The sequence below is a fragment of the Cupriavidus nantongensis genome, assembly GCF_001598055.1.
GTDB classification, from domain to species: Bacteria; Pseudomonadota; Gammaproteobacteria; order Burkholderiales; family Burkholderiaceae; genus Cupriavidus; species Cupriavidus nantongensis.
The window spans coordinates 2,956,643-2,982,948 of record NZ_CP014844.1 but is presented as its reverse complement, the minus strand read 5'-3'; the positions used below and the strand labels follow the sequence as shown (position 1 = coordinate 2,982,948).

General features: G+C 65.1%; 22 protein-coding genes and 2 tRNA genes. 15 read left to right on the top strand and 9 right to left on the bottom strand.

All coding sequences use genetic code 11. From position 1 onward, the window contains the following. The first annotated feature begins 1 nt into the window (after position 1). Genes A2G96_RS13760 through A2G96_RS13745 form a run of 4 tightly spaced genes read left to right on the top strand, consistent with a single transcriptional unit; the run spans position 2 to position 4,781 of the window. Positions 2–1,081, top strand: coding sequence for a hypothetical protein (locus tag A2G96_RS13760; protein ID WP_062800065.1), 1,080 nt, complete (start codon positions 2–4; stop codon positions 1,079–1,081). Then, positions 1,044–2,273 (top strand): polysaccharide pyruvyl transferase family protein, encoded by a 1,230-nt coding sequence (locus A2G96_RS13755; RefSeq protein ID WP_062800063.1) that lies wholly within the window; start codon positions 1,044–1,046, stop codon positions 2,271–2,273. The genes A2G96_RS13760 and A2G96_RS13755 overlap by 38 nt, the downstream gene beginning before the upstream one ends. Then, positions 2,270–3,472 (top strand): lipopolysaccharide biosynthesis protein, encoded by a 1,203-nt coding sequence (locus tag A2G96_RS13750; RefSeq protein WP_062800060.1) that lies wholly within the window; start codon positions 2,270–2,272, stop codon positions 3,470–3,472. Before A2G96_RS13755 ends, A2G96_RS13750 begins: the two co-directional genes overlap by 4 nt. After that, a complete protein-coding gene (locus tag A2G96_RS13745) occupies positions 3,459–4,781 on the top strand; it encodes a glycoside hydrolase family 5 protein (RefSeq protein WP_062800058.1) in 1,323 nt (440 codons plus the stop codon). Before A2G96_RS13750 ends, A2G96_RS13745 begins: the two co-directional genes overlap by 14 nt. 32 nt (positions 4,782–4,813) lie before the next feature. Here A2G96_RS13745 and A2G96_RS13740 read toward each other — a convergent pair whose 3' ends face one another. Together A2G96_RS13740 and A2G96_RS13735 are read right to left on the bottom strand one after the other, a co-directional pair. Then, positions 4,814–5,923: a glycosyltransferase gene (locus tag A2G96_RS13740; protein WP_062800056.1), complete on the bottom strand. Its 1,110-nt coding sequence runs from the start codon at positions 5,921–5,923 to the stop codon at positions 4,814–4,816. Between the two features lie 44 nt (positions 5,924–5,967). Continuing rightward, positions 5,968–7,347, bottom strand: coding sequence for an undecaprenyl-phosphate glucose phosphotransferase (locus A2G96_RS13735; RefSeq protein WP_062802188.1), 1,380 nt, complete (start codon positions 7,345–7,347; stop codon positions 5,968–5,970). Between the two features lie 671 nt (positions 7,348–8,018). On the opposite strand from A2G96_RS13735, the gene A2G96_RS13730 reads away from it, so the two are divergent. The 4 genes from A2G96_RS13730 (at position 8,019) to A2G96_RS13715 (ending at position 13,538) form a co-directional block, all read left to right on the top strand. After that, positions 8,019–8,840: a hypothetical protein gene (locus A2G96_RS13730; protein WP_062800054.1), complete on the top strand. Its 822-nt coding sequence runs from the start codon at positions 8,019–8,021 to the stop codon at positions 8,838–8,840. 74 nt (positions 8,841–8,914) lie between these two features. Continuing rightward, a complete protein-coding gene (locus A2G96_RS13725) occupies positions 8,915–10,627 on the top strand; it encodes a hypothetical protein (protein WP_062800051.1) in 1,713 nt (570 codons plus the stop codon). Between the two features lie 195 nt (positions 10,628–10,822). After that, entirely contained in the window at positions 10,823–11,944 is a 1,122-nt protein-coding gene (locus A2G96_RS13720) for a hypothetical protein (protein ID WP_062800048.1), read from the top strand. A 655-nt stretch (positions 11,945–12,599) separates the two neighbouring features. After that, the gene (locus A2G96_RS13715; RefSeq protein ID WP_062800046.1) at positions 12,600–13,538 is read left to right on the top strand and encodes a hypothetical protein; all 939 of its coding nucleotides are present in this window, start codon (positions 12,600–12,602) and stop codon (positions 13,536–13,538) included. A 28-nt stretch (positions 13,539–13,566) separates the two neighbouring features. Here A2G96_RS13715 and A2G96_RS13710 read toward each other — a convergent pair whose 3' ends face one another. Beyond that, positions 13,567–14,505, bottom strand: coding sequence for a LysR family transcriptional regulator (locus tag A2G96_RS13710; RefSeq protein ID WP_062800044.1), 939 nt, complete (start codon positions 14,503–14,505; stop codon positions 13,567–13,569). 89 nt (positions 14,506–14,594) lie between these two features. On the opposite strand from A2G96_RS13710, the gene A2G96_RS13705 reads away from it, so the two are divergent. The 5 genes from A2G96_RS13705 to A2G96_RS13685 all read left to right on the top strand — a co-directional run bounded on the left by A2G96_RS13705 (position 14,595) and on the right by A2G96_RS13685 (position 19,266). Continuing rightward, positions 14,595–15,569: an NAD-dependent epimerase/dehydratase family protein gene (locus A2G96_RS13705; RefSeq protein ID WP_174549301.1), complete on the top strand. Its 975-nt coding sequence runs from the start codon at positions 14,595–14,597 to the stop codon at positions 15,567–15,569. Positions 15,570–15,759: 190 nt separating this feature from the next. After that, positions 15,760–16,833: an alpha/beta fold hydrolase gene (locus A2G96_RS13700; RefSeq protein ID WP_062800041.1), complete on the top strand. Its 1,074-nt coding sequence runs from the start codon at positions 15,760–15,762 to the stop codon at positions 16,831–16,833. A 107-nt stretch (positions 16,834–16,940) separates the two neighbouring features. Further along, a tRNA-Asn gene (locus A2G96_RS13695) sits at positions 16,941–17,016 on the top strand. 4 nt (positions 17,017–17,020) lie between these two features. Next, positions 17,021–17,096, top strand: a tRNA-Gly gene (locus A2G96_RS13690). A 226-nt stretch (positions 17,097–17,322) separates the two neighbouring features. After that, positions 17,323–19,266: a tyrosine-type recombinase/integrase gene (locus A2G96_RS13685; protein WP_062800039.1), complete on the top strand. Its 1,944-nt coding sequence runs from the start codon at positions 17,323–17,325 to the stop codon at positions 19,264–19,266. 56 nt (positions 19,267–19,322) lie between these two features. Here A2G96_RS13685 and A2G96_RS13680 read toward each other — a convergent pair whose 3' ends face one another. Beyond that, entirely contained in the window at positions 19,323–19,967 is a 645-nt protein-coding gene (locus A2G96_RS13680) for a LysR family substrate-binding domain-containing protein (protein ID WP_062800037.1), read from the bottom strand. Positions 19,968–20,082: 115 nt separating this feature from the next. On the opposite strand from A2G96_RS13680, the gene A2G96_RS32570 reads away from it, so the two are divergent. Further along, positions 20,083–20,376, top strand: a complete 294-nt coding sequence (locus A2G96_RS32570; RefSeq protein ID WP_082818965.1) for a helix-turn-helix domain-containing protein — start codon at positions 20,083–20,085, stop codon at positions 20,374–20,376. A 23-nt stretch (positions 20,377–20,399) separates the two neighbouring features. Here the strand turns inward: A2G96_RS32570 and A2G96_RS13675 are convergent, their stop codons facing one another. The 4 genes from A2G96_RS13675 to A2G96_RS13660 are packed head-to-tail and all read right to left on the bottom strand — an operon-like array spanning position 20,400 to position 24,132. Next, on the bottom strand, positions 20,400–21,290 hold the full coding sequence (locus A2G96_RS13675) for a LysR family transcriptional regulator (protein ID WP_062800033.1): 891 nt from the start codon (positions 21,288–21,290) through the stop codon (positions 20,400–20,402). A gap of 49 nt (positions 21,291–21,339) precedes the next feature. Continuing rightward, entirely contained in the window at positions 21,340–22,317 is a 978-nt protein-coding gene (locus A2G96_RS13670) for a DMT family transporter (protein WP_062800031.1), read from the bottom strand. Further along, a complete protein-coding gene (locus tag A2G96_RS13665) occupies positions 22,317–23,168 on the bottom strand; it encodes an alpha/beta fold hydrolase (protein WP_062800029.1) in 852 nt (283 codons plus the stop codon). Before A2G96_RS13665 ends, A2G96_RS13670 begins: the two co-directional genes overlap by 1 nt. 43 nt (positions 23,169–23,211) lie before the next feature. Next, positions 23,212–24,132, bottom strand: a complete 921-nt coding sequence (locus A2G96_RS13660; protein WP_062800027.1) for a ketopantoate reductase family protein — start codon at positions 24,130–24,132, stop codon at positions 23,212–23,214. A 113-nt stretch (positions 24,133–24,245) separates the two neighbouring features. Between A2G96_RS13660 and A2G96_RS13655 the strand changes: the two genes are divergently transcribed. Then, positions 24,246–24,836 (top strand): TetR/AcrR family transcriptional regulator, encoded by a 591-nt coding sequence (locus A2G96_RS13655; RefSeq protein WP_033996652.1) that lies wholly within the window; start codon positions 24,246–24,248, stop codon positions 24,834–24,836. An 18-nt stretch (positions 24,837–24,854) separates the two neighbouring features. Here A2G96_RS13655 and yczR read toward each other — a convergent pair whose 3' ends face one another. After that, on the bottom strand, positions 24,855–26,294 hold the full coding sequence (gene yczR / locus A2G96_RS13650) for a MocR-like transcription factor YczR (RefSeq protein ID WP_062800025.1): 1,440 nt from the start codon (positions 26,292–26,294) through the stop codon (positions 24,855–24,857). Positions 26,295–26,306: the final 12 nt, after the last annotated feature.

Below are 26,306 nucleotides of genomic sequence, written 5' to 3'. Positions count from 1 at the left end.
CATGCACGCCGCGCGACTGGACCGCGACTGGGTGCTGGCCGAGCGCGGGCTGGCCACGGTGGCGAGCCTGGTGCTGAGCCTGCTCTACCTGGTGATCTATTTCTTCGGGCGCGACGCGCTGCCGGAAAAATGGGTCACCGATTCCAACAAGATGCTGGAATTCCTGGTCAGCGGCTCGACCGACCTCGACGATTCGTTCGCCGCCACCGCCAAAGTGTTCTCGGTGTTCGGGGCGGAGTATGTGAACGTTGTCACCGCCACGGTCGGCGTCGCCTATCTTGCAATGGCGTCGAGCCGGGTGGCGGGCCTGCGCGACCTGGCCACGCGCTGGCTGTTCGTGCTGCCCTGCATGCTGCTGAACCTGCTGTCGCCCGGCAAGGAGACCGTGGTGATCGCGATGTCGATCGTACTGGTCATGGGCGGGATGTCGCGCGGCGTGTCGTTCCGCGCGCTGGTGGTCATGACCATGGTGCTGTACGGCTGCTACGCCCTCTTTATCCGCAACTACTACGCGATGATCCTGGTGCTGGCGCTCGGCATCCGCGCAACGGCGCGGCTGAGCCCGGCTTGGAAAGCCATGGTGCTGGCCTGCGTGGTGGGCGCGATCCTGGTGGCGCCGTCCGAGATCCTGTACATCCTGCAGTCGCCGCGGGATATCTCGAACAACTATGCGCTCAGCATCGGCAGCGACAACCGCACCATGATCTGGAACCTCTTTCCGCCCACGTCCGGTGTGAACTTCATCGTCAACTACCTGTACGCTGCGGTGATGTTCGTGCTGCCGGTGATCAGCTTCCGCGCGCCGGTCGACCTGGCCATGATGCTGATGCATGCGGCGATCCTGCGCGTGGCGCTGCGCGGCTTGTCCGGCACGCCGGCGGCGACGGAAACCGAGCGCAAGCGCCGCTGGTTCGCCACGCTGGTGGTGGCGCATATCCTGGTGCAGTTTATTTTCGAGCCTGACCTCGGCAGCTATGTTCGCCATCTCACCTCGGTCAGCCTGTTCCTCATCCCTTTGCTAACAGCCTTGCCGGCCAAACAAGATGAAGCACGTCGTCATATGCGCGGTGCCATACAGTGACAACCTCGGCGATGCGGTGATCGCCGAAACGCTGGGCCACCTGATCCGCCAGGCCGTGCCGGATTGCCGGGTCAGCTACCTGGACATCGCCGGGCGCACCCGGCTCGGGGAAAACTCGCTGAAGAAGGGCCGCCTGATGCGCATCTTCTCGCGGCTGCCGGGCTGGGCCCGGGTGCCGGTGCTGACCGCTGCCATCTGGCTGAAATACCGGCGGCAATGGCGCACCCGCTGGCAGCAGCAGCTGGCCGATGCAGACATGGTGGTGGTCGGCGGCGGCCAGCTGCTGTGCGACGTCGACCTGAACTTCCCGCTCAAGCTCTACCTGCTGGCCCGCTGCCTTGGCAACGACGCGAAGGTCGCGCTGGTGTCGGTGGGCGTGGCGGCCGGCTGGTCGCGCCTGGGGCGCTACCTGGTGTCGCGTTTCTTCGCGCTGGCGGCGCCGCAATTTGTCTCGGTGCGGGATGAAAGCTCGCGCCGCCATATCGTCGGCCTTGGCGCGGGCGATGCCTGCGATGTCGCCATCATTCCGGATCCTGCCATCCTGTGTTCGTCGCTGTATGCGGAGCACGGGCTGGAGAAGCGCTGGGACGTGGGCATCTGCGTCTCGGACGTCGAATCGCTGCACTACAACGCGGACCTCGTCGCGGTATCGGAGCAGGGCGCGGGGCCGGGCATGTTCGTCGAGCTGGTGCACAAGCTGCGGCAGGGCGGGCAGCGCGTGGTGCTGTTCACCAATGGTGCGGAGGAAGACAATCTGGCCGCGGCCGTGGTCAGGAGCCGGCTGGGTGAGGAGGTTGCGGACGGCGTTGATTACCTGCTGCCGAAGTCGCCGGCGGAACTGGCGTCGATCATCGCCGGCTGCCACAGCATGGTCGGGCACCGCATGCACGCCAACATCATCGCCTTCAGCTTCGGCGTGCCTTCCGTCGGCATCGTCTGGGACACCAAGGTCGCGTCGTTCTTCAAGCTGAGCGGACGCGGCGATTTCGCGGTGCGGCAGGGCGCCGGCGCCGACGACGTGATGGAAAGGCTCACCTATGCGCGCTCGCTGGGCGCGGCGCAGTTCAAGCGTTCGACGCGGCTGGGCCGCGAGATCACGCAGGGCCTGGCGCAGCTGTTCAGCCAGAAACTGCCGCTGCCGGCCGCGCCGGCGCCGCTCGAGGTGGCGCCTTCGATCGAGGGGACGCCATGATTCGGCGCATGCTGCCGGCGCTGGGCGCGGTGTTCGAGCAGGCCGCGTATACGGCGGTGCAGTTCGGCATCAACGTGGCGCTGGCCCGCTCGATGGACGTCGCGGGCTATGGGCTGGTGGCGGTGGTGCTGTCGCTGGTGGTGTTCATCAACATCTTCTACGTTTCGTTCCTGCATGAGCCGGCGCTGATCGAGGGAATCAAGCTGCGCGTGCGCTTCTCGGCCGAGGTCGCGGTGCTGACGGTGTTCCCGGTCGCGGCCGGGTCCATCCTCTACCTGTACGGGCATGGCCTGAGCACGTCGGCCTGCGCGGCGGCGGCGGTGCTGTTTGCCAGCTACACCGCGTACTGGGTGCTCAGGACCGTGGGCGCGAAGACACGCGGCTATGCCGGGCTGCTGGTGTGCCACACGCTGATCGGCGGCGGCGTGGCCGTGATCGGCCTGGCCTCCGGCACGCAGCCGGCGCCGGCGGCGATGCTGATGCTCGCGGCCGCGATCCTGCTGCCGACCGTGGTCGCGGCCGCCACGCTGCGCCGCCGCGGCCGCCTCGAGCTGATTCCGGGCCGGCCGGACTCGCCGCGCCAGTGGCTGGGCTTCGGCGCCAGTTCGGCCAGTGCGCAGCTGATGAGCTGGCTGGTCGGGCCGGGACTGGTGGTGCTGCTCGGCTCGCTCGGGCATTTCGCCGATTCGGCCAAGTTCCGCATCCTGCTGACGGTGCTGCTGCCGGCCCAGTATGTCCTGATGGCTCTGGGCTACCACCTGATGCCGAGGTTCGCGGCATCGTTCCGGCAGGACGACACGCTGACGCTGGCCAGGAACGCGGCCGGCTTCGTGCTGGGCGGGGTGGTGCTGTCCGGCGCGCTGAGCGTGCTGCTGCTGCTGTTTGGCGACCAGCTCGTGGTCATGCTGTTCGGCGCGGCCTATGGAGATCTCGACGTGCGCTTCTTTTCGCTGTTTCCGATCGTGTTTGCGGTGGTGATGTGCCTGCGCACCTTGCTGAAGTCGTTCGGCATGGCGCGGGCGATCTTCCTGGCAGCGGGCATCGGCCTGCTGGCGGGCATCGCGCTGGGGGCATGGCGTTATCCGCAGCTCGACTACCTGGTGGCGGCGCAGATCATGCTGGTGTCGTTCCTCGTCATCGCGCTGTTCCAGACCGGTGCGCTCGCCATGGGCGTACTGCGCAGGCATGTCGCCCCGTAGCGCCGCATCGCCGCGCCGCGGGGCGCGCACGCGTGCGCTGGCGCTGGCGGCACTGATCGCGGTCTCGGGCTGGTGGCCCGCCCGGCCGGCGCATGCGGAGAACGCGCAGGCCTCGGGCCGGATTGCCTCGATGCCGGCCTTTGCCGTGCAGATCGATCCGGCCACGGTGTCGGCGCGCGACTTTGCCGAGATCCGGCGCCTGGGCTTTACGCATGTGCGCTTCGGCGTGCGGCCCGAGGTGGTGCGTGGACACCTGGCGCCGCAGCGCTACGCGCAGGTCATCGCGCAGGCACGCCAGGCCGGGCTGCAGATGCTGGTCACGCTGTATGGCGGGCGCTATATCTGGGGCGACGACGGCGAAGACGGTGGCAGCGATGCCAGCGAGGCCAGCTTCGCCGCGTTCGCCAGCCAGTTCATGCAGCGCAACGCCGGGCCGGACCTGTCGTACGAGATCTGGAACGAGCCCGACAACAAGACCTTCCTGCATCCGTCGGTACCCATCTCCCGGCTGCTCTCCACCGCCGGCAAGATCTGCGACGCGCTGGCGCAGGCCGGCACGGCGCCGCTGCCATCGGTTTACCTGTTCGGCCTGGCGCGCTTGCCCGGGCCGGCCAATCCCGTGGCGGAACAGTCGTTGTCGCGCCTGCTGACCGATCCGCGCCTGGGCTGCATCAAGGGGCTCAGCATCCATCCGTACCGCGCCACGCCCGAGACGCTGCTGCGCGACTATCGGCAGCTGGGCGGCCGCATCCGCAATTCGCCGCGTCCGGGGGCGCAGCTGATCGTCAGCGAATGGGGCTATGCCTCGTACCTGCCGGTGCGCAGCGAAGCCACGCAGGCGACGCTGATCGCCAGGCAGGTGCTCGCCGGCGTCATGGCGCAAGCGCCCATGCTCGGTATCTACGCGTGGCGCGACCGCGGCCAGGCGAGATGGGACCGCGAGGCGAACTTCGGCCTGCTCAGGAACGATGGCTCGGAGAAGCCGGTCATCGCCATGCTGCGCGACCTGCTGGGCCTGCTGTCCGGGGCGAAGGACGCGCAATGGCGCCAGCGCCAGGACAGTTTCGTGCTGTCGCTGCGCAAGGACGGCGCGGTGCATCGCATCTATTGGGGGCCGCAAGCCCGGGCGCTGTTGCGCGAGACCCTGGCTCAGGGGGGAGGCGGGGCGGGGCCGGACGGCTGCAAGGTGAGGGCGCTGGGCACCGCCGCAGGCGCGCGCCCGTGCGCGGCGCTGCTGCAGGACGGCACCGCGCTTGCCGATGCCGAGATGCTGCTGGCGAGCTGGCCGGGCGGCCAAGCGCCGCCCTGACTGCCGCCCTGACCAGCGCCGTCGGCGCGGTGCTAGGCGAGCAGCGCGCGCGAGTAGAAGGACTCGAATTTTCTCGCCTGGGTCACGATGTTGAACTCGGACTCGGCGCGCGTCACGGCGTGCTCGGACATGGTCTGCCACAGCGTGGCATCGCCGACGATGGCCTCGATCGAGCTGGCCATGGAACGGGCGTCGTCGACCGGCACGATAAAGCCGTTGCTGCCATCGACGATGATGTCCTTGATGCCGTCGACGTCGGTCCCGACCACCGGGATCGCCAGCGCATTGGCTTCCGCCAGCACGTAGCCGAAGCTCTCGTAGTGCGAGGTCAGCACCACCACCGCGGCATGCGCCAGCAGTTCCAGCAGCTCGGCGCGGCTCATCCACGCGATCGCGGTGATGTCCTTGCCTTCGACCAGCCCGCGCTCCTGCAGCATGGCGTCGAGCGTGGCGCGGTCGTTCTCGTAGTGGCCATAGCCGACCAGCATGAATTCGATGTCGGCACGGCCCTGGAACAGCTTTGCCACGTCCAGGAACATGGGGATGTTCTTCTGCGGGCTGATCCGCGCCACCATGATCACGCGCTTGACCGTACCCAGTTGCCGTTCCGCCGGCACGGAGCGCGGTTCGACGGCGTTCAGGATGGAGTGCGCGCGCTCGCGCGGCAGGCCGACCTCATGGATGGCGCGGTCGCGTTCCGACGGCGAGGTCGCCAGCACCGCATCGGTCAGCCGGTGCAGGAAGCGCTCCGCCATCAGGAACACGCGCCGCTTGATGCCGCGCAGGCCCAGGTAATAGTAGGCATGCGGGGTGTAGACCACGCGCACGTTCAGGCCGATGCAGGCCAGCCGTCCCACCAGCCCCGCCTTGGAGCTGTGCAGGTGGACGATCTGCGGCGCCACGCGCTTCACCAGCGCGCGCAGGTTCAGGGCCGCCTTCAGGTCGTTGACCGGATCGAGCTTGCGCGGAATCGGCAGGTAGCTGACGCCGAAATTGCGCGCATCGGCAACCGCCGACACCGAGCACTGCTTCGGCAGCGCGAAGTGGAAGCTGATGTGCTCATCGTTGATATGGGAGGCCAGCAGGTGCAGGTAGGTCTCGACACCTCCCAGGCACTCGGTGACATGCAGGACTTTGATCATTGGCTTGCGGTTCGATGGCGTCACGGGAAGCGGATGGCTGTGGCTCAGTAGGCGTTGCTGCCCATCCAGCCGCGGAACGCGGTCCAGAAAATGATGCGCAGGTCAAGCCAGAACGACCAGTTGCGGATGTAGAAGATGTCGTGCTCGACCCGCTTGGCCATCTTGTCCAGGGTGTCGGTCTCGCCGCGGTAGCCGTTGATCTGCGCCCATCCGGTGATGCCGGGCTTGACGCGGTGGCGCAGCATGTAGAAGTCGAGCTGCTCCTTGTACATGTTGTTGTGGGCCATCGCGTGCGGACGCGGGCCGACCACGCTCATCTCGCCCTTCAGCACGTTGATGAACTGCGGCAGTTCGTCGAGGCTGGTGCGGCGCAGGAAGGCGCCGATCGGCGTGATGCGGCTGTCGCCCCTGGTGGCCTGCGTGACCACGCCGTGCTCGGCATGCACCTTCATGCTGCGGAACTTGTAGACATGGATCACGCGTCCGTCCATGCCGAGACGTTCCTGCTTGAAGAACACCGGACCGGGCGAGTCGCGCTTGATCAGCACCGCGATCAGCAGGAACAGCGGCGACAGCGCCACCAGCACCAGCGCGGCGAAGGTGCGGTCGAAGATCGCCTTGATGGTGCCGCGCACGCCCAGCGACGGCGGCTTGTTCATCTCCACCGCTGGCATGCCGAGGAAGTTGCCGACGTTGTGGTTGAGCAGGTCGAAGTCGAGCACGCTCGGCATCCACTTGATGTCGATGAAGTCATTGCGCAGCGAGAACGCGATCTCCTGCATCAGCCGGTGCTCGCTCATCGGCAGCGTCAGCCAGATCTCGGCAATGCCGTGCTCGCGTGCGAACGCGGCGATGTCGGCGCTGTCGTTGATGCGGCGGCGTCCTTCCGGCGTGGGTTCGCCTGCGGCGGCGTAGATGCCGCTGATCTTGTAGCCGGTGGTGTGGCTGGCGGTGGCGCGGCGGTACATCTCCTGGCCGGTGCGGCCGAAGCCGACGATGACGACGCGCTTGTTGTTGGCGCCGGCCACGCGCAGCAGGTTGAGCACGGCCCGGCTGACCACGCGCAGCGCCACCAGCCCTGCCAGAGCGAACAGGTACCAGTACACCATCCACAGCCGCGACAGCGAGTCGGTCTGGTGCAGCAGGTAGGTCAGCAGCAGGCTCACCAGCCAGACCAGGCTCCACGCCGACAGCAACCGCGCGGCGAGAGAGAACAGGCTGCGTCCGCGCCACGACGTGTACACGTCGAAGCCTGGCAGCACGATGAAGGCAATGGCACAGGCAAAGTACTGGATGAACTGGTGGATTGGCGCCTGTGCGGTGTCGAACCGCACTTCACTGGCCAGGATTGCCGCCACCCAGATGGCGCCGGCGTCGAACAGGCGAGCCATCAGCGCGAGCTGATCGTGGTGCCTGGCAAACATATCGCGATAGATACCCAATTGCTTCTCCCAGAAGCGTTGAGTAATGGGCGCTCATGCGAGTGCCCACGCCCTTGTTGTCTCCTCCGAACTCCCGGTCCGCGCGAAGTGGCGGCCAGGCTCGTCGCATGGCATGCATCTGCCCGTGCATGCTCATGGCGTGATCAAGCAGAGTCGTGCGGGGCTGCCTTGCGGCAGCGGTTTCATGGTGTGGCGACGGTCAGCGCGGGACCTGCCACGGGCCGCATCGGTGAGGGCCGTCCATGCAACTGCAACGCTCTCGTTCTGCCGGCGCGCTGAGGGCGCTGGCGTGCTCCGTGTTTTCAGGAGCGAATAGTGCGATGCGGCCAAAAGCGTCGGTACCCTGCATCGGAAGGGAAACTCTGCGCGCGTGTGAAGCGGCCTCGCGCCGGTGCCTGCAGCGCGAATCGTGGGGGACGTGATCGACTTTCGCGCGTTTCTGCGTGCGCTTTGCGCGCGCGAAAATGCCGCCGTTCGCGCTTTGGCGTTACCCCGCGCAAGGAGGGAAACGACAGGGCAGCGCACCCCTCGCTGCGGGGGTGAGAATAAAAAGCGATGACGAGCAGGTCCGGAACCGCCGGCCGGGTGCGAGGCACCGGCACGGCGCATGCGGTGCAGCGTCCGGGCATCCTTCACTCCACCGCGGCAGAGGAATGAGAAAGAACACAGAGCCACTGACGGTCTTCACGCGCGAACAGCTGGATTCGTATTTCGCGTCGTACGTAGGGATGGAAGGCGGCAATCCAGGCGCTGCGGTCTGGTTCTGCGACAGCTCTCCGCATCCCGGCGTGGCGCCGCTGTCGGGCCCGCTGGTTCCGCATGCGCGGCCCACCGCCTGGGATGCCGCCTATCGCTGCAAGTACCGCCACCACATGGAGCGCTGGCAATCGCACCAGAAGATCGCGCGCATCATGGCCGCGGCGCGCGCCCGGGTGTTCAGGACCACCATGGGCGAGCACGACTGGAAGCATTACTTCGACCATCACCTGTACGGCCCGCAGGGCGCCGAGTTCAAGCTCAGCCTGTTCCCGCTGCCGGCGCGCGTGACCGAAGAGATCCCGTGGTCGAAGGCGTTTCGCGGCCAGCCGGAACTGTTCCCGCGGCGGCGCTATCTCGACCTGTGCCGCGAAGGCCGGCGCTTTGCCTTCATCGACGGGATACGCCGGCTGTGGAAGCCGAAGGTGGTGATCTGCCTGGGCGAGCGCCATGCCGACGACTTCGCGCAGGCCTTCGGCCTGGCGCAGGCGCACGCCACCGACCACGTGCTGCAACCCGCCGACCAGCCCAAGACGCTGCGCGTGCTGGAACGCGACGGCACCACGTGGCTGATCTGTCCGCCGCTGGCCGGGGCCGGGGGAATGATGTCCGACGTGCTGCTCGATGCGATGGGGCAGTACCTGTCGCGCTGGCTGCGCCCGGACGATTTCTCCGGACACGTCATCGGCATGGCGCAGGAGCCGGTGAGCCAGCCATGAACCGTCGCCAGCGAGCGTCATGGACGCCCTCACCATGTTTCGTCGTAGCGAAGTATTGATCTCAGGAGAGCAGCGTGCAAACCAAAACCCGGAACATCTTTATCCTTGGCATCATGGCAGGCGCGGCGGCAACGCTCGTGGCCTGCGGCGGCGGCGGCGACGATGCGCCAGCGCCCGGTCAGCCGTCCCAACCGTCGGCGACGGTCAGCGGCAAGGCGGTGGACTTCTATCTGTCGGGCTCGACCGTCACCTTCCTCGACTGCGAGAGCAAGACCGCGGTCACCAACGCCACCGGCGACTTCACGTTCCCGGCAGGCTGCACCAAGAGTGCGTTGAGACTGACCGGCGGCACCGACGTCGGCACCAACCTGCCGTTCGCCGGGGTGCTGCAGGCGCCGGCGATCGATTTCCGCGAAGGCGTGACCCAGGTGGTCTCGCCGCTGACCACGCTGGCGGTGCAGCTTGGCGCAGGCCAGGCCGCGCCGCTGGCCACGGGCCTGGGCCTGGCAGGCAAGGACCTGGCCACGCTTGACCCGATGCAGGATGCGGCCGCGCTGCGCGCGGCGGTGGTGGTGCAGCAGCTGGTCGACCACGTCTCCAAGACACTGACCGGACTGGGTGCGGGCGGCACGCTGACGCCGGCGGATTCGGCCGCGGCGGCGTCGAAGGCGGTCGCCACCGCGGTGGCGGGCGCACCGGGCACGGCCGACCTGGCCAGCGGCGCACTGGTCGCGGGCGTGGTCTCGAGCGCCGTGCAGAACGCGCAAGCCGGGCTGCCCGCCAGCCTGCAGTCGAACGTCGGCGCCGTCGCCGCCAACGTGGCCGCGCTGGCCGCGCCGGTGATCGCCAGCGAAGTCGCCAGCGTCAACACCGCGCTGGAAGCGATCGATGTCAGCAGCAGCCCGGCCGAAACGCTGTCGGCGCTGGTCGAAGGCGGCTCGATCAACGTGGTCACGCAGAGCGCCCAGGCCGACACCACCACGGCGCTCGTGCAGGCCGTCACGGCGGCGGCACTGACCAATGCCGCGAATGCGGCGGGGCTGGCGCAACTCGGCGACGCGGTATCGAGCGGCAGTGCCGCCGAGATTCAGCAGGTCGCCGCCAACCTCGGCGGCGTGGTCGACGCGGGCGCCATCAACAGCGTGGCAGACGCGGTCCGGCTGAAGAACTCGCTGGTGCTGTCGAACCTGACCATCAACGGCGTGACCCAGCCAATCACCGATAACATCACCGCCACCGGCGGCGCGCTCGATGCGATCCAGGTGGGCCTGGCGCAGAACGGCGATGCCTTCAACGGCGGGCCGACGCAGGTACGCGCGGGGCTGAGCTACACCTATAACGGCAACCAGGTCGATGTCATCATCGAGAACGTCACGCTGACCTTCAACGGTTCGCAGCTGGTCGATGCGGTGGTGCCGGCCAACACCGCGTATTCGTTCCGTGTCAGCGGCAACCTGTCGGTCGCGGCGAGCCTGACCAACGCCGCTGCCGACAGCCTGTTCTCCAGCGCCAACGGCGGCTCGCTCAACCTGCCGTTCACTACCTTCCTCGGCAAGCTGCGCTCCTCCGGCTCGCTTAGCCAGGCGCAGGTCGACGCGCTCACGCCGCGGGCCACCAGCACCTTCCCGGTGACCTTCGCCACCACCACCGGCCGCCCCGGCCGGGATGTGCGCGTGGGCATGCTGGTCAACAACGACGTTGCCTTCGCCAAGACGGCTCTGGTCAAGACCGACGCCGAGATGGTGGTCGGCGACGGCCTCAAGACCACGGTCACGCTCAACCCGTGACCGGCGCGTAGCACCGCAGCAAAGGCCTTCCGCCCGCACGGGGAAGGCCACCGCCCCCGGTGATCCGGACGCGTCGCGGGTGTGGCATGCCGCGCGCCGGTGATGACCGGGTCATGTTTTGTCTGCGTCGGGCGATTTCCGCTTTTCATGGAGCGCCGCGCGCATGAGGCTCGCCCAGCGGCCTCGGAGTTTCCTATGCAGCTGCTTCGAAAGCGCCGGCTGGACCAGGCCTGCGCCCTGATGCTGGGGCTGTGCGCCGTCGGTACGGCCAGGGCCGCCCCGGACGATGTGTTCATGCAAGCCGAGCCCGCCACCGGCGAGTTCAGCTCGGTGCGGGTGGAGGCCAGCTACGACATGGTCAACCGCAGCGTCGATGTGTTCAACCTGCGCGGGCGCCAGGGCCCGGTCTCGGACAACGCAGGCGACTACCGCGGCGGCAAGCTGATGCTGGGCTACAAGTTCTCGCCGCACTGGTCGGGATCGGCCACCTACTGGCGCCGCGGCATCGACTACGGGCAGGACCGCAACCACATCGATACCTGGATGCTGGCGATGCACTACGACCCGCTCGCCGAGGCCGGCGCGCGCGATCGCATCATGCTGCGGTTCTCGCTGTGGGGTGACCACGCCGGCAGCCTGAACCGCTCGTCGCCGGTGAGGGTCCGCAACACGACGTTCAACAGCCTCACCGTGAACAACGCCAACGACGTCCAGGCCCAGGCCGACGTGATCTTCTCCGGCGAGCTGAGCGAGCGCAACCAGCTCACCGGCTTTGTCGGGCTGGGCATCAGCCGCGTCACGGTCGGCAGCCTCAATACCCGGCTGCAGCGCGGCAACTGCCAGTTCAATGTGGGCATCGGCTCCGACAATCTCGCCAACGGCCAGCTGGCGGCGCCGTGCAACGTGGGCAACGTCACGCTGCAGTCGGCCTCGTTCTCGGTCAATGCCAGCCAGTTCGGGCTGGATTTCAACGACGATTTCAACTACACCGCCGGCTACCTGAACCTGGGTGCGTCGTGGCGCTGGAAATACGAACGCTTCGCCGCGCGCCTGGGCTACCAGTTCCAGTACCTGCTGCGCAGCAACGTCGACAGCCGCGCCGAAACCTATGGCAACGCGCCGATCAAGTCCAACCATACGCTGGGGCTGGAACTGTCGTATGGCGTGGCCAAGAACGTGGAGGTGTTCCTGCGCGGCCAGGCCTCGCTGTACAACTTCGTCGGCACCATCCCGTTCCTCTACAACGCGACCACCGCCGGCAAGCTGGATCGGTATTACGGCTACGGCTCGATCGGCATCCGTTTTTCCGGATTCTGAGCCGGCAGCCGCCGGTAACGCGCGCTTCCGGTAATTCGTTGCTGGTTTTTATCCCCTCAACCGAGGGGATAGAAAATCGCGTCCTGAATATATTGCATCGCAGCAGATTGCTTATTTCAGACCTAAGAAGATTGAAATTCCTATATCCGAAAGCTTTGGATAAAATCATCCCAATCAAGAAAGGGCGATAGACCCTATATCAGTCGGACCGGCACCGGCATGGTGCGTTTGGCGAAAGGCGTGCTTGGTTATCGTGCACACGTTTATTGCTGGTTCGAAATATCTGTAAATATCTGTAACTCTTTGTCTCTCTGGGGGAAGTAAAATAATGAATAAGATCGAGCTGTTCAAATAAGTCCGGGCGCACCGCGTCTGATCGAGGCCGGCCATGGCTTTCGATAATACCACGACCGGTTGGCCCGGCAGGCGCCGCGTGCCGCGGCATGCCTGTCCCTATCATTCCGGCCAGCAGTCCAGGGCAATATAAAAACCGATGGCATCATGTCGCTCGGGGGAGGGGCATGCCGCGTCCGTCGATATTCTGTCCTGCATAAAAAAGAATATGCATATGATCGCGGCAGTACGTACGCCCGTTGCGGCGGCGGCATGCTGCGGCATTAAATATTGGGGGTCCCACCAAGCAGCAAGGGATAAAATGCAGCATTCACGGATGTTCACGCGCCAGGAACTGGACCGGTATTTTGCCTCCTACGTCGGCATGGAGGGAGGCAATCCCAGGGCCGCCGTCTGGATATGCGACCGCAGCCCGGCGTGGTCCGAGCCCATCGTCGCACCGCTCCATCCACACCTGGCTCCACCGGCATGGGATGCCGTGTTTCGCCAGCAGCATCGACAAGACATGGCCAGGTGGTTCGGCCACCAGTGCGTGGCGCGCATCATGGCCGCCGCGCGCGCCGAGGCGCTTGGGGTGCGGCTCGGCGACAACGACTGGGAACATTACTACTGGAGCCATCTGTACTCGCCGGCGGGCGCGGAATTCCGGCTCAGCCTGTTTCCGCTGCCCGCGCATATCGACGGCAGGACCACGTGGTCCAAGGCGTTCCGGGGCCAGCCGGAACTGATTCCGCAGAAGCGCTATGTCGCGTTGTGCCGGGAGGGCGAGCGCTTCCGCTTCATTGCAAAGACCTGCGCGCGCTGGCGTCCGAAAGTCGTTATCTGCCTGAGCCATCGCCATACCGACGAATATGTCGAAGCCTTTGGGCTGGATGGCGTCGCAGGTGAAGAGCATGCATTGCGGCCGGCGGACCAGGCCAGGCGCTTGCATCTGTTCACCAGGGAAGGCACGACGTGGATCATCTGCCCCGCCATCGGCGGCAGCGCTGGCATGACTTCGCAGGTCCAGCTCGATGCGTTTGGCAAGTTCATCGGCGCGCGCCTGGCGGCGAGCGACTTCAGGCATTGCCTCGAACTGGCAGCGCACGAGGCTCCGGCGCGGCCGCAGCGCGTGCCCGAGCCGTATGCCGCGAGCGTGGTGCCTGTCGCGGCCGCCGGACGCGATCCGGCCCATCGCATCCCACCGGGCTTTGGCTGGGGTGAGCCCGTGCGGGCCGGCAATTGCGAATCCTTCGCCTAGGGCATTCGCCGGTCCCGGGAAGGCGCCGCTAGCGGCGCCTTTTCTTATTGGCCGGCGCACGGGCAGCGCGTGCGTGGCCGTTGCCGGCGTGCGCCTGCATGCAGGCCACCAGCGCATCGAACACGACCCGGCAACGGCGGCTGCCGCGCAGGTCGCCATGCATCGTGACCCACGTGTCGAGCGAAAAGGAGAACGCGTCGGGCAGCACGCGCAGCAAGTGCGGATTGCGTGCGGCCAGCGCCGCCTGGCAGATGCCGATGCCGCAGCCTGCGCGCAGCATCGCCAACTGGGCCAGGTCGCTGTCGCTGCGCAGTGCGAAGGCCTCGCGGCGCCAGGCCGGAAACCTTGCGCTGGCGGCGCGCAGGAACGGGGTTTCCTCATCAAAGCCGATCAGCGCATGCGCGGCCAGGCCGGCGACGGTGGCCGGCATGCCGTGCTCGGCGACGTAGTCGGCATGGGCGAACAAGCCCAGCTCGACGGCGCCGATCCGCCGTGCCACCAGCGCCTCTTGCCGCGGCGGCGACATGCGGATGGCGAGGTCGGCTTCGCGCTGGAGCAGATCCTGCACGCGGTTGGTTGCCACCAGTTCCACGCGCAGCAACGGGTGCTCGCGCCGCAGCCGCGCCAGCACCGGCGGCAACACTTCGATGCCGATGACCTCGCTGGCCGAGACCCGCACCGTGCCCTGAATGCCCTGACCCTGGCTGAACGCCTCGCGCTCCAGCGCGGCCGCGGTGCTGTGCATGGCCTGCGCGTACCCCTGCAGCGCCGTGGCGGCGTCGGTGGGCACCAGCCCGGTCGGGGTCCGGGTGAACAGCGCCTGCGCGAATGCCGCCTCCAGCGCGCGCACATGCCGCCCCACCGTGGGTTGGGTCAGGCCCAGCTTGCGCGCGGCGCCGGACAGCGAACCCTCCGTCAGCACGGCGAGGAAGCTGCGGTAGTACTCCCATCCGATGTTGTGTCCCATGCAAAAACGTATAGCAGGTAGCCTTCGATCGATAATTGCAGTTTAGCCCGGCGCGCGTGACCATGTCTCCAACTTCATGGAGAGGCCCGATGCCCGAACACAATGACGAAGCGATGCAGGCACTGGTGCTGGGCGCCAGCGGCGGCATCGGTGGCGAAGTCGCCCGCCAACTGCGCGACGCTGGCTGGCAGGTGCGGACACTCAAGCGCGACCTGGCCGCCGGCACCGAATACCGCGACGGCATCCACTGGCGGCGCGGCGATGCCATGAACCGGCACGACGTGCTGGAGGTGGCGCGGGGGTGCCAGGTCATCGTCCATGCGGTCAACCCGCCCGGCTATCGCCACTGGGCCCAGCGTGTGCTGCCGATGGCGGACAACACCATCGCCGCGGCCATCGCGGAGCGTGCCACCATCGTGTTGCCCGGCACGGTCTACAACTACGGGCCCGATGCCTTCCCGGAGCCGAACGAAGATGCGCCACAACACCCGCAAACCCGCAAGGGCCGCATCCGGGTCTTGCTCGAGCAGCGCTTGCGCGAGGCCACCGCGCACGGCGCGCGCGTGATCGTGTTGCGTGCCGGGGATTTCTTTGGCCCGCGCGCCGGCAACAACTGGTTTTCGCAGGGCCTGGTCCGGCCCGGCCGACCGCTGCGCAAGATCCTGCAGCCGGGCAAGCCTGGCGTGGGGCACCAGTGGGCCTACCTGCCTGACGTCGCGCGCACCATGGTGCGCCTGATCGAGCAGCGTGCCGGGCTCGCGCCGTTCGCAAGCTTCCACCTGGCAGGGCATTGGGATGCCGATGGCACCGCGATGACGGGCGCGATTTGCCGCGTGGCGCGACGGCATGGGCTCGATCCCGCGATCGCGGCCTTTCCGTGGTGGCTGACGACATTGGCGGCGCCGTTCGTGCCCACGCTGCGCGAACTGCGCGAAATGCGCTACCTGTGGACCCGCCCGGTACGCATGGACGCCTCGCGCCTGGCGCAGTTTCTCGGCGAAGAACCGCACACGCCGCTGGACCAGGCGGTGGAAGCGACGCTGGCCGGACTGGGTTGCCTGTAGCCGGAACGGAGGGTGGTACCTTCCGCTCCATCCTCTGACCCAACAGCCGGCGCGCCAATTTTGTATCGCCGTATGGGACCGTGCCGGCCAGATACACGGCGATACACAAGGCCCGGTTTCAGACACATGCCGCTTGCAACGGCCTCCTAGACTTGCGTTCGGATTCACACCACGCATACAGGAGAACAACATGTCGAACGCCATCAATCTGCCCCGTCGGGGCTTTCTCGGTGCCGCCGCGGTGACGCTGGCGGCCGGTTCGCTGGGGCTGGCGCGCGCCGCGCACGCACAGGCCGGGGTGTCGCGGGCGGACGCGCTGCCGACCATCGCGCCGGGCACGCATACCGGCTTTGCCTCGATTCGTCAGGTCGATGCCGGCGTGCTCAACGTCGGCTACGCCGAGGCGGGCCGGGCCGACGGGCCGGTGGCCTTGCTGCTGCACGGCTGGCCCTACGACATCCACAGCTTTGCCGACGTCGCGCCGCTGCTGGCGGCGCGCGGCTATCGCGTGATCGTGCCTTATCTGCGTGGCTATGGCTCGACCACCTTCCTGTCGGCCGACACGCTGCGCAACGGCCAGCCTTCGGCGATCGCCGCCGACATGATTGCGCTGATGGATGCGCTCAAGATTCAGAACGCCGTGGTCGCGGGCTTCGACTGGGGCGCGCGTACCGCCGACATCATGGCGGCGCTGTGGCCCGAGCGCGTGCGCGCGCTGGTGTCGGTCAGCGGCTACCTGATCGGCAGCCAGGCCGCCGGCCGGCAGCCGCTGGCGCCGGAGGCCGAGCTGCAGTGGTGGTACCAGTTCTATTTCGCCACCGACCGCGGCCAGGCTGGCTATCAGCAATACACGCACCAGTTCGCCAGGCTGATCTGGAAGCTGGCCTCGCCGCAATGGAACTTCGACGACGCCACCTTCGCGCGCAGCGCCGCCGCGCTCGACAATCCCGACCACGTCGCCATCACCATTCACAACTACCGCTGGCGCCAGGGCCTCGCCGCCGGCGAGGCCCGGTTCGACGCGATCGAGCAGCGGCTGGCCACGGCGCCCACCATCGGCGTGCCGACCATCACCATCGAGGGCGATGCCAACGGCGCGCCGCATCCCAAGCCCAGTGCCTATGCCAGCAAGTTCACCGGCTGGTACCAGCACCGGACGCTGAGCGGCGGGGTGGGCCACAATCCGCCGCAGGAGGCGCCCACCGCGTTTGCGCAGGCCGTGATCGACGTCGACCGCCATGCGCCGGGGCGCGGCGCTGCGTGAGCGCCGGCGCAGGCCCCGGACGCAACGCTGCAGAAGCTTTCAAAACGGGGCTTTCAATTCGGCGCAATGATGTTGTAGAATTCGCGCTTCGCTGAACGGCGATATGTTCCCTGATAGCTCAGTCGGTAGAGCGACGGACTGTTAATCCGCAGGTCCCTGGTTCGAGCCCAGGTCGGGGAGCCAGCATGCGGGAGTAGCTCAGTTGGTAGAGCGCAACCTTGCCAAGGTTGAGGTCGCGAGTTCGAGACTCGTTTCCCGCTCCAAATTTTGATCCACAGACTTCTACTGGGGTCTATAGGTCATTGAAAAAAGGAGCTTCGGCTCCTTTTTTCATTCCAGCGAGTGCCACGGAGATCCACCCGCAGCTACCGTTTTTGAGTGACCAAATAAGGCACAAGAATACGGGTGGGTCGGCTACCGGATAGTTGCTGGGGCTGAGCGGGAACCATGACGAGCATAGGGCCTAAGTCATTACTTAGGAGCCTCGAAATGGCACTCTCTGATCTGACTGTCCGGCAGGCAAGGACCACCGGCAAGCGCTACACCATCTCCGACAACGACTGCCTGGGCCTGATGGTCTCTGCCGCAGGCGGCAAGTCATGGATATTCCGCTACTACTGGCTGGGCAAGCAAAAGCGCATGTCCCTGGGCGCCTATCCCGCCCTCAGCCTGCGCGAGGCCCGCGCCGAGCGGGACAAGGCCCAAGCCATGCTCGCCAGGGGGATCGATCCCCAGATCGAACGCGACCAGCGCCGACACGCGGCCAGGCTGGCGGGCGAATACACCTTCAAGAACGTCTTCGATGCCTGGGTCGAGCATCGCCGCAAGGAACTCAAGGAAGGCCGGCAGAGCACGATCTCGCAGATCCTGCGCATCTTCAACAAGGACGTGCTGCCCACCCTGGGGAAGATGTCCATCTACGACATTCGCCGGCCCCAGCTCCTGGGCGTCCTGGCAGCGATCGAGAAACGCAAGGCGTTCACCACCGCCGAGAAGGTCCGCACCTGGTTCAACCAGTTGTTCCGCTATGCCCTGGTCGTCGCCGAGGGGCTGGAGGTCAACCCGGCCGCCGACCTGGACGTGGTGGCCGAGCCCAAGCCCCCCGTGGCCCACAACCCCTACCTGCACCTGCCCGAGCTGCCCGAGTTCCTTCAGAAGCTCCGGCTCTACAACCCCCGCGGCTGGCAGACCCAGCTTGGCGTCCGGCTGCTGTTCCTGACCGGCGTGCGCACGGGCGAGCTGCGGTTGGCCGAACCTGAACAGTTCGACCTTGACCGTGGCTTGTGGATCATCCCGCCGCAGGTTGTCAAGCAGCTTCAGGACGAGATGCGCAAGGCCGGCAAGCGACCGCAGGACGTGCCGCCCTACATCGTGCCCCTGTCCCTGCAGGCCATCGAGATCGTGCGCTACCTCCTGGGCGTGATGCGGCCGGCGCAGAAGTACCTGCTGTCGCACCGTAGCGAACTCAAGAAGCGCATCAGCGAGAACACCCTCAACAAGGCCGTGCAGCTCATGGGCTATGAGGGACGCCTGACCGGCCACGGCATCCGCGGCACCATCTCGACGGCGCTCAACGAGATCGGCTATCCGAAGATTTGGGTGGACGCGCAGCTTTCGCACTCCGATCCCAACAAGGTGAGTTCGGCCTACAACCACGCCAAGTACGTGGAACCGCGCCGCCGGATGATGCAGGACTGGGCTGATCGCCTCGACTTGCTCGAACAGGGCGAAGTGGAAGCCGCCAGCGCGCACCTGACCATCCGTATCGACGGGGTGCCGGTGATGGCAGAAGTGGAGGAAGCGGTGGATGCTGTCCCCACGGTGGACGAGCCCACTCCCCCCGGAGTCCCGCCAGTCGTGGCCACGCCCATGGTCGTGACCCCGAACAGCGGCGGGATCACGTTCCAGCGGTTGTCGCAGGTGCCGCCGCCCCCGACGCACGCCCCGGAGCCGGAAGTCTCCGCAATTCAGCGCGAGCGCGAGGAAATGCTGGCCATCTACGAGTCGCCGAACAATCTGCCGGTGCCGCTGTTTGGCAAGCTGGCCGGGAAGTCCAAGGACCAGATCAACCGCGAGTTGAAGGCGGGCAAGCTGCTGTCCATCAGCCTGGGCAATCGGGGCCAGCGCGTTCCCGACTGGCAACTGGTGCCGCTCAAGCACAGGCTGGCCCAGGTGCTCATGAACCAGTGCCCGCACGCGGATTCTTGGGAGCTGTACCGCATGCTGACCCAGCCGCACCCGGACCTGGGCGATCGCGCCGCCATCGATGCGGTCACGCCGACCAACGTGCCCGCGATCATCCGGGTCATCATGGGCGACTATCAGCAGCACACGAATGTGGCCGTGGCGATTGCCCCGCAGCCCATCCCCGAAGATGTGCGGCAGAGTGTCCGTCGGCTGGTGGACAGCGCAGTGGTGTTTGAGGGGGCCTAACCCTTACGCTTCAACCCCTGGCCGGGGTGAGATGCCCCGGCCATAGGTAGCGTCCGCTACGCCGCACCTGCCCTGGCAACTTGCAGTGCTCTACGCACGAACCGCTCGGAAACGGAGTTGGTCTGCCCGTGAGGCCGTTGCAGATACGTCACGATTTCATAGGGGCCGTCGCGGAGCGGCCGCATGCCGATCCCCCATCCATGTGCGTCCTCAATGCGCGATTGCGCAGATACCCCGACGCCGTAGCCAGCAGCGACCCATAGCGCCATCATCTCGAAGGAAGTCACGTACTCAACGATGTCCGGTTTGCTCGCCGACATGAGGAAGGACAGCCGCTGATCCAGCAGAGGGCAGGTCTCCGCCTGCCAGCGAAAAATGGGATAGGCCAGTAGTTCGGCGACCGTGAGCTTCGCCCGGTCCAGCAAGGGGCACCGCATTGGCATGGCAATGGCCATGCTCTCGCTCCACAGAGGTTGACTCTTCAAGGTTGGAGCACTCACGTTCCGAAGCGAAATGCCTGCGTCGTAGCGGCCTTCATGAAGGCCTGTCATCAGTTCATCGCCCGAGGTCTCAAAGAACGCGATGGCGGTGTCCGGCTCTTCCGCGCGCTGCAGGGCAAGAAGCGTCGAGAGGCATGGCGATGTCACCCCAGGTGCTATAGCAAGCCTGAAGTGGGAAGACTGGCTGGCGGCATCAGTCATGAAGGCCCCCGGTAAGGGATCTGGTCCGAACGGCAAACAACACCGTGAAGAGCGAAGTTTAACGTCGCGAACTATAACGTGGTTAATTTTGGTGGATTGTTCGACGCTTCTGCTGATGCAGAAATCGACAATTAAGCCAGGCCGTCCTTCTGGCACACCGACATATGAATCCGAGGCGGCGTCAGCCTTCGGACAGGCCGTGCGCGCTGCTCGCGTCGCCCAAGGGGTCGCGCAAGACGTGTTCGCATCTCGGGCAGGCGTTTCTCGCTCGCACATGGGCAAGATCGAGCGCGGTGAGCATGTGCCCACGCTTCCGCTCATACTGAAAATTTCTACGGCGCTCAGGTTAAGCGCGGCTGAACTGATGGCCGCAACCGAACGCAATCTGGGTGCCGAAACCGATACTTGAGGATGTCCGCCGGCGGGGCTTCGTCAGCCGACCGAAGAGTCGCGCAGGCGGTCGATAAACCGCTCCAGCGAAGCCGACAAATTGCTGTTGTCGGACCGAAGCAGGTAGGTCGTGATCACGGCGGAATCCATCGCCAGCGGACGGATCACCACATCCGGCCGTTGGGAGACCGGAATCTTGGTCGCCGTCATGAAGCCGACGCCATAGCCTGCGCCGACTAAGGTAAGCATCATGTCCAGCGAGGACACTTCCTCCACGACGTTCAGCTTGTGCTCCACCGCTTGCAGGAGGCGTCCCAGCTCGCGGCAATAGCCCTCGCATGCGTGCGGGTCGCACAAGACAAGCGGATGCCCTCCCAGTTCGTGGAGTGGAACCTCCTTGTGGACGAGCAATGCGTGCCGGGCTGGCACCGCGATCACCAGCGGGTCTTGCCAGATTGGTTCGGCAACAACGCCGTCGCCGACGTCGGCCGTATGTGCGAACCCGATCATGAAATCGCCCGAGCGCAGGCCGCGCAACTGCTCGGCCAAAGGCACTTCTGATAGACGTATCTCGACCTCCGGCTCTTCTGCACGACAACGGGCAAGAAACGCCGACAGTCGGGGGTCGATGGCCCCGTCGGATATCGCGATGCGCAGACTACCTCGCAAGCCTGCCGCAACGGCCTTTGCGTTCTCTCGCGCCTGATCCAGAACGGTGAACAACCGACGGACATCTTGCAGGAAGGCTGCACCCGCTGCAGTCAGTAACGTCCCCCGGCGGTTTCGATTGAAAAGTACGACCCCCAGCTCGTCCTCAAGCTCCTTGATGGCCCGCGAAAGAGGGGGTTGTTCAATATGCAAGCGCTCCGCAGCACGGGTGAAATGCAACTCTTCCGCCAATACTACGAAGCAACGCAAATGCCGAATTTCCATGTTGGCCTGCTGCGGTGACCCGATGACTAACAGAAATAACGTATCTTCATCACGGCTCGCCCTCAGCGATTACCTCGTCAGCCCTCTCGCGCCGACTTCTTGCCGGCAGTTCTCGATTGACGAGCCATAAAGCAAGGCCTATCAATATTCCGCCAGCAGCCTGCATCCAGGAAATTTCCGTGTCCAAGATGAAATAAGCAAGGATGACCGTGAACAGCGGAGCCAAGAACAGAAATCCGCTCGTTCTTGTTGCACCACCTCTTTTAAGCGCCACGAACCAGAGGCCAAATGAGCCCGTTGATGCAGGGATGGAAAGCCAGAGAAACCATCCCCATTGCTCCCGCGTTACGTTATCGGGCCATTGCTCACCATTGATGTAGGCGATGACTAGAATGGCGATCGCACCCACCAGCATTTGCCAGAAACTCAAGGCCCAAGGCGCGAACGGCAATGCCGCCCGTTTATTGATGAGCGTCGCGCTTGCCCAGCAAAGCGCAGAGACGATGCCGATGATTTCGCCAGCCAAGGTCATCCCGCCAGAAAACATGGATGGGCTGATACCAATGGCAAGCGCAACACCGACAACGCCAAGAAGCAACCCAAGGAGCCTCGCTCTGTGCAGGCTTTCGCCAAGGAAGATGCGACCCAGAACAGCAACCCAGATCGGATTGGTGAAAAGCAGGATGGCGGCCGTCGATGCGGAGATGAACTGCATGGCCCAGAACAGCAGCCCCATGACGGCGGCTGTCTGAAGCAAGCCAATCAGGATCACCAGCGCAACATCACGCAGCCCTGCTTTGGCTGGCAGGAGCGCGGCCACAATATTTCGCTCGCCGGCCAGCACCAGCGGCAAGGTCGCCAAGGCCGCGACAAAGAAGCGCCACCCGACCAAGATCATCGGCGTGAAGCCCTGCTGTAGCAGGATTTTTCCTGCGACGAAGCTGGACCCCATCAAGAAGGTCGATGCGAAAAGCGTGACAAGGAAGCCAGCCTGACTGGATGCAGGAGCGTGGGCATTTCGCGCCATCAGCGTGCTCCTTCCTGGGTACTTGTAAATTCAGCGACACGGGAAGCCAGCGCTTCCGGTACATCCTCTGGCAGGAAATGCCCAGCGTCATCAAAAACCTGGAGTTGGGCGTTGGACATCTTCCCTGCCAAACGCTCTGCGAAGCGCAATGGCTGGAATGTGTCGTGCAGCCCCCAGATGATGAGCGTGGGCAGGGCCAGCTTCTCGACGTCTTCCATGCGCGAAGAAAGCTCCTCTGACCTCAATGCCCGGGCCGCACGTAGGTATGCACGCCGCCCTTCGACGTCACGGAACGGACGCTCATAGGCCTCGACCAGTTCAGCGGTCACCCGATCGGTATGGAACATGCCTCGTGAAAAGCCTTTCGCCAGACCCTTTCTCAGATCGAAGTCCGGTGCACCAAGAATTTCGTCCCACGCCGGCTCCTTCAAGCGGGCAATTCCTGGCTCTGGAAACGAGTCATAGAGGATGGAGTCAATCAAAACGAGGCGATCAAGGATTTCGGAATGGTTGATAGCCACGAGCTGGGCAATCCCACCTCCGATGTCGTGGCCCACCATGGTTGCGCGCTTCCACCCCAGGGCCGAAAGTGCCTGAAAGATGATTTCGGATTGCGCCTGGATTCCGAGGTCCGCGTCCGAAGGCTTGTCGGAATCACCATAACCGAGAAGGTCGATCGCAAGCACTTCATGGCCTGATGCGGCGAGAAGCGGCATGACGTTGCGCCAAAGATGGCGGCTCGTGGGAATGCCGTGAACAAGGGCGATGGCACTCCCGTGGCCCTGGCGTGTGTAGGCGATGCGGTGACCGGCCACGTCAAGAAAGCCATTTTCAAGAATTTCGTTTTTCATGGCACTTCCTCATGTTGAAAGGGCAGAAACAATCACTGATGACTCACTGCGCTCCGTCCGCATGAACCGCAAGGATTTCGCAGACCACTGAATTTCGCGGCGTGGGCACGCCGAGCCGTCGGCCTCTGCTGCTGACGTCGCCGCTGAGCCACTGCACCTCCAGCCGGTTTCCGCGTTCCAGGTCGCGCAACATGGAAGCAGTCATGTCGGCGGGCAGTTGGTCGCAGAAGCGAAGCCGGTCCAGGGCAAAGTCAGTGGCGAGGTTGACGCCTTCAGCACGTCCGACGTCGACCACCTCCTGCATGACGCCTTCGAGCAACTTGCGGGAGGCCGGGTTGCCGCGCACCACGCCTATCGGGCGCCGTGTGGACGCGGTGGTCGCCGACAGGCCAACCAGGAAGACGAACTTCTCCCAGATCACTCTGGCAATGTCGTCGCTGATCTCGGCGTCGATCCCCGACTGGATCCAGGCTCGATGGAAGCGCTCGATACGCGCGCTGCGATGGCCGCCGTACTCGCCAAAGACCAGCTTCTGCAGGTTGTTGGCATGACCGATGACGCCCGGGGCCTCGATGGTGGCCGCGATGTAGCAAACGCCACCTGCTACCGGCTTTTCTCCGAGCGTGGCTCTCAGCAATTCGTCCTTGATCACCCCGTTCTGGAAGGAGATCACCATCGTTTCGGGTCCGATCAGCGGCTTGATCGCGTTGGCGGCCGTCTCGGTATCCCAAAGCTTGACACCGAACAGAACGACATCGACTGGCCCGACGTCCGACGGCGTGTCGGTTGCTCTGGGCGTGGGGACATGCATGTCCCCTAGCGGACTGCGCACAGTGAGGCCTTGGGACTGGATGGCAGCCAGGTGCGCCCCTCTGGCAATGAAGCTGACGTCGTTGCCTCCGAGGGCCAGTTTGGCTCCGAAATAACCACCTACGCCTCCGGTGCCCATGATCGCGATCTTCATCCACGGCTCCATTCTTGAATAAGAATTCAAGAAAATTCTAGCTTCAACAAGTCTTCATGGCAATGTATGCTTGAGTCATGTGAAAATTCTTGATTGATTAATCATCAAAAGCCATGGGCCGAGTACGAAACTTTGACCGCGATGCGGTGCTTGAAAGCGCGGTGGACGTCTTCTGGGAGCGGGGCTATGACGGGGCTGGCATGCAGGAGATCTGCCGGGTCACCGGGCTCAACCCGGGCAGCGTCTACGCCGCCTTCGGTGACAAGCACGGCCTCTTCATCGAGGCTTTGAAGAGCTACATGGCGTCCATGTCGCGAGAGACGATCGCGCGCCTGAACAGCAATCCGTCCGGTCGGGCCGGGATTGCCGACTACTACGCGGCGCTCATCGAAGCGATGCTGGACGGCAAACGGCGCTGGGGATGCCTTGTGACGAACTCGATCGTTGAGTTCGCCATGAATGATCCGCAGATCAGCGAAGCCTTCCAACTCCACCTGGCCAGGCTGGAAACGGCCCTATCTGGCGCGATCGAGCGGGCAAAGCAAGCGGGAGAACTATCGCGGGACGTCGATGCGGCCGAAGCGGCCGTATTTCTCGTATGCACGACGCAAGGACTCAATGTCCTGGCCAAGACCCGGCCCAGCCGGCGCACACTGGAGGCGATCACGCGGCATGCGTTCACGGCGTTGGGATTCGAGGCCTGAATCAGCCGAGGTCATCGCTTAGACGACGATGAACCGCCCGTGTGTGGGGGTTGGATGTCCGTGGTGGCCATGTTGCTCAATGCGATGCCATGCGATGGCGATACGCTCGACGGCATCCTGCAACTCGTTTGCCGGCCGAGTCCAAGGCAGGCGAACGAATTTATCCAGCCCGCCCCCCAGGGAAAACACCGGGCCGGGCGAAATGATGACATTGTTGGCGGCCACCATGGAGGCCAATGCGGTTGCGCCTCGGCGTGGAAGCTCGCACCACAGCGCCATCCCGCCAGCAGGTGGGACGAAGCGCCAGCCCGGTAAATGTGATTCTACTGCGTGGATCAGTGCATCACGCTGTAGTCGCAAACGATGAAGATGTCCGGTAGCGGCCGGTCCACTTCGCAGCAGGTGCGTCGCCGCGAGTTGCTCCAGAACGGGCACGCCAAGATCGAGAGATAGGCGTGCCCTGGTCAGGCGCTCGACGAGGTGACGAGGGGCTCGAATCCAGCCCACGCGCAATCCTCCCCAGAACGCCTTGCTCATGCTGCCGAGCGTGATCGCATCAGGATGGAAGGCCGCAAACGGAGGCGGCATCTGCTGACCATCCAACGCCAGCGCGTAGTTCGTTTCGTCCACGATGGGCAGCGCGGCGTGTGCAAGAAGATGCTTCCCCAATCGCTTGCGGTGGTCTGCGGTCATGACGGCACCCGTGGGGTTCTGAAAATCGGGAACGAGATACACGAAGTCCGGCTTCACTTGCTTCACGGTTTCCATGATGCCGGCGATGTCCCATCCGTGGGCATCCAATGGCGCTTCGTGCAATCGCGCGCCGGATGCCCTCAGTGCTTCGGCCGCATTGGGGTACGTGGGGGACTCGACCAGTGCGCGCGTGCGACGCGAAGCAAGTGCGCGGGCCACGACGCTGGCGGCAGCCAGCGAACCCGGTGTGACCACGATCTGGTCAGGAGTGGTTGGCAGTCCGCGCATCGCGTAGGCCGCAGCAACGGCTTCCTGCAACACCGGCAAGCCTCCCGGAAAATATCCGTGACCGCCCAAGTAGGCGGGGAGTTGCGAAAGCGCGGCTGTGTAGGCGCTCATTACGTCGGCGGGCGCCGAGTCCGCAGTGCAGTTCAGGTCGATCCAGTCCTCGCCGACACCTTTCGGAGCAAGCACACGGTCATGGGCTCGTTCGCGCCCGCCGGGGACGGCGGTGAAGGTTCCTGCACCTTGTGTCGCGTGAGCGTAGCCGCTGTCTCGCAGCGCGGCATATGCACGCGACACGGTGGTGCGCGACAGGCCGATAGCCGCTGTTAGCTCACGCTCGCTGGGCAGGCGAACGCCAAGAGGAATGCGGCCGTCCCCAATGAGCAGCGTAAGCGCATCGGCCAGATTGGCCCAAGCTGGGCCTGGAGCAAGGTCGCCCATGAGTTCTCGAACACGGCGCGCTGATATGGTCTCTTTCATGGTGTCCACTTT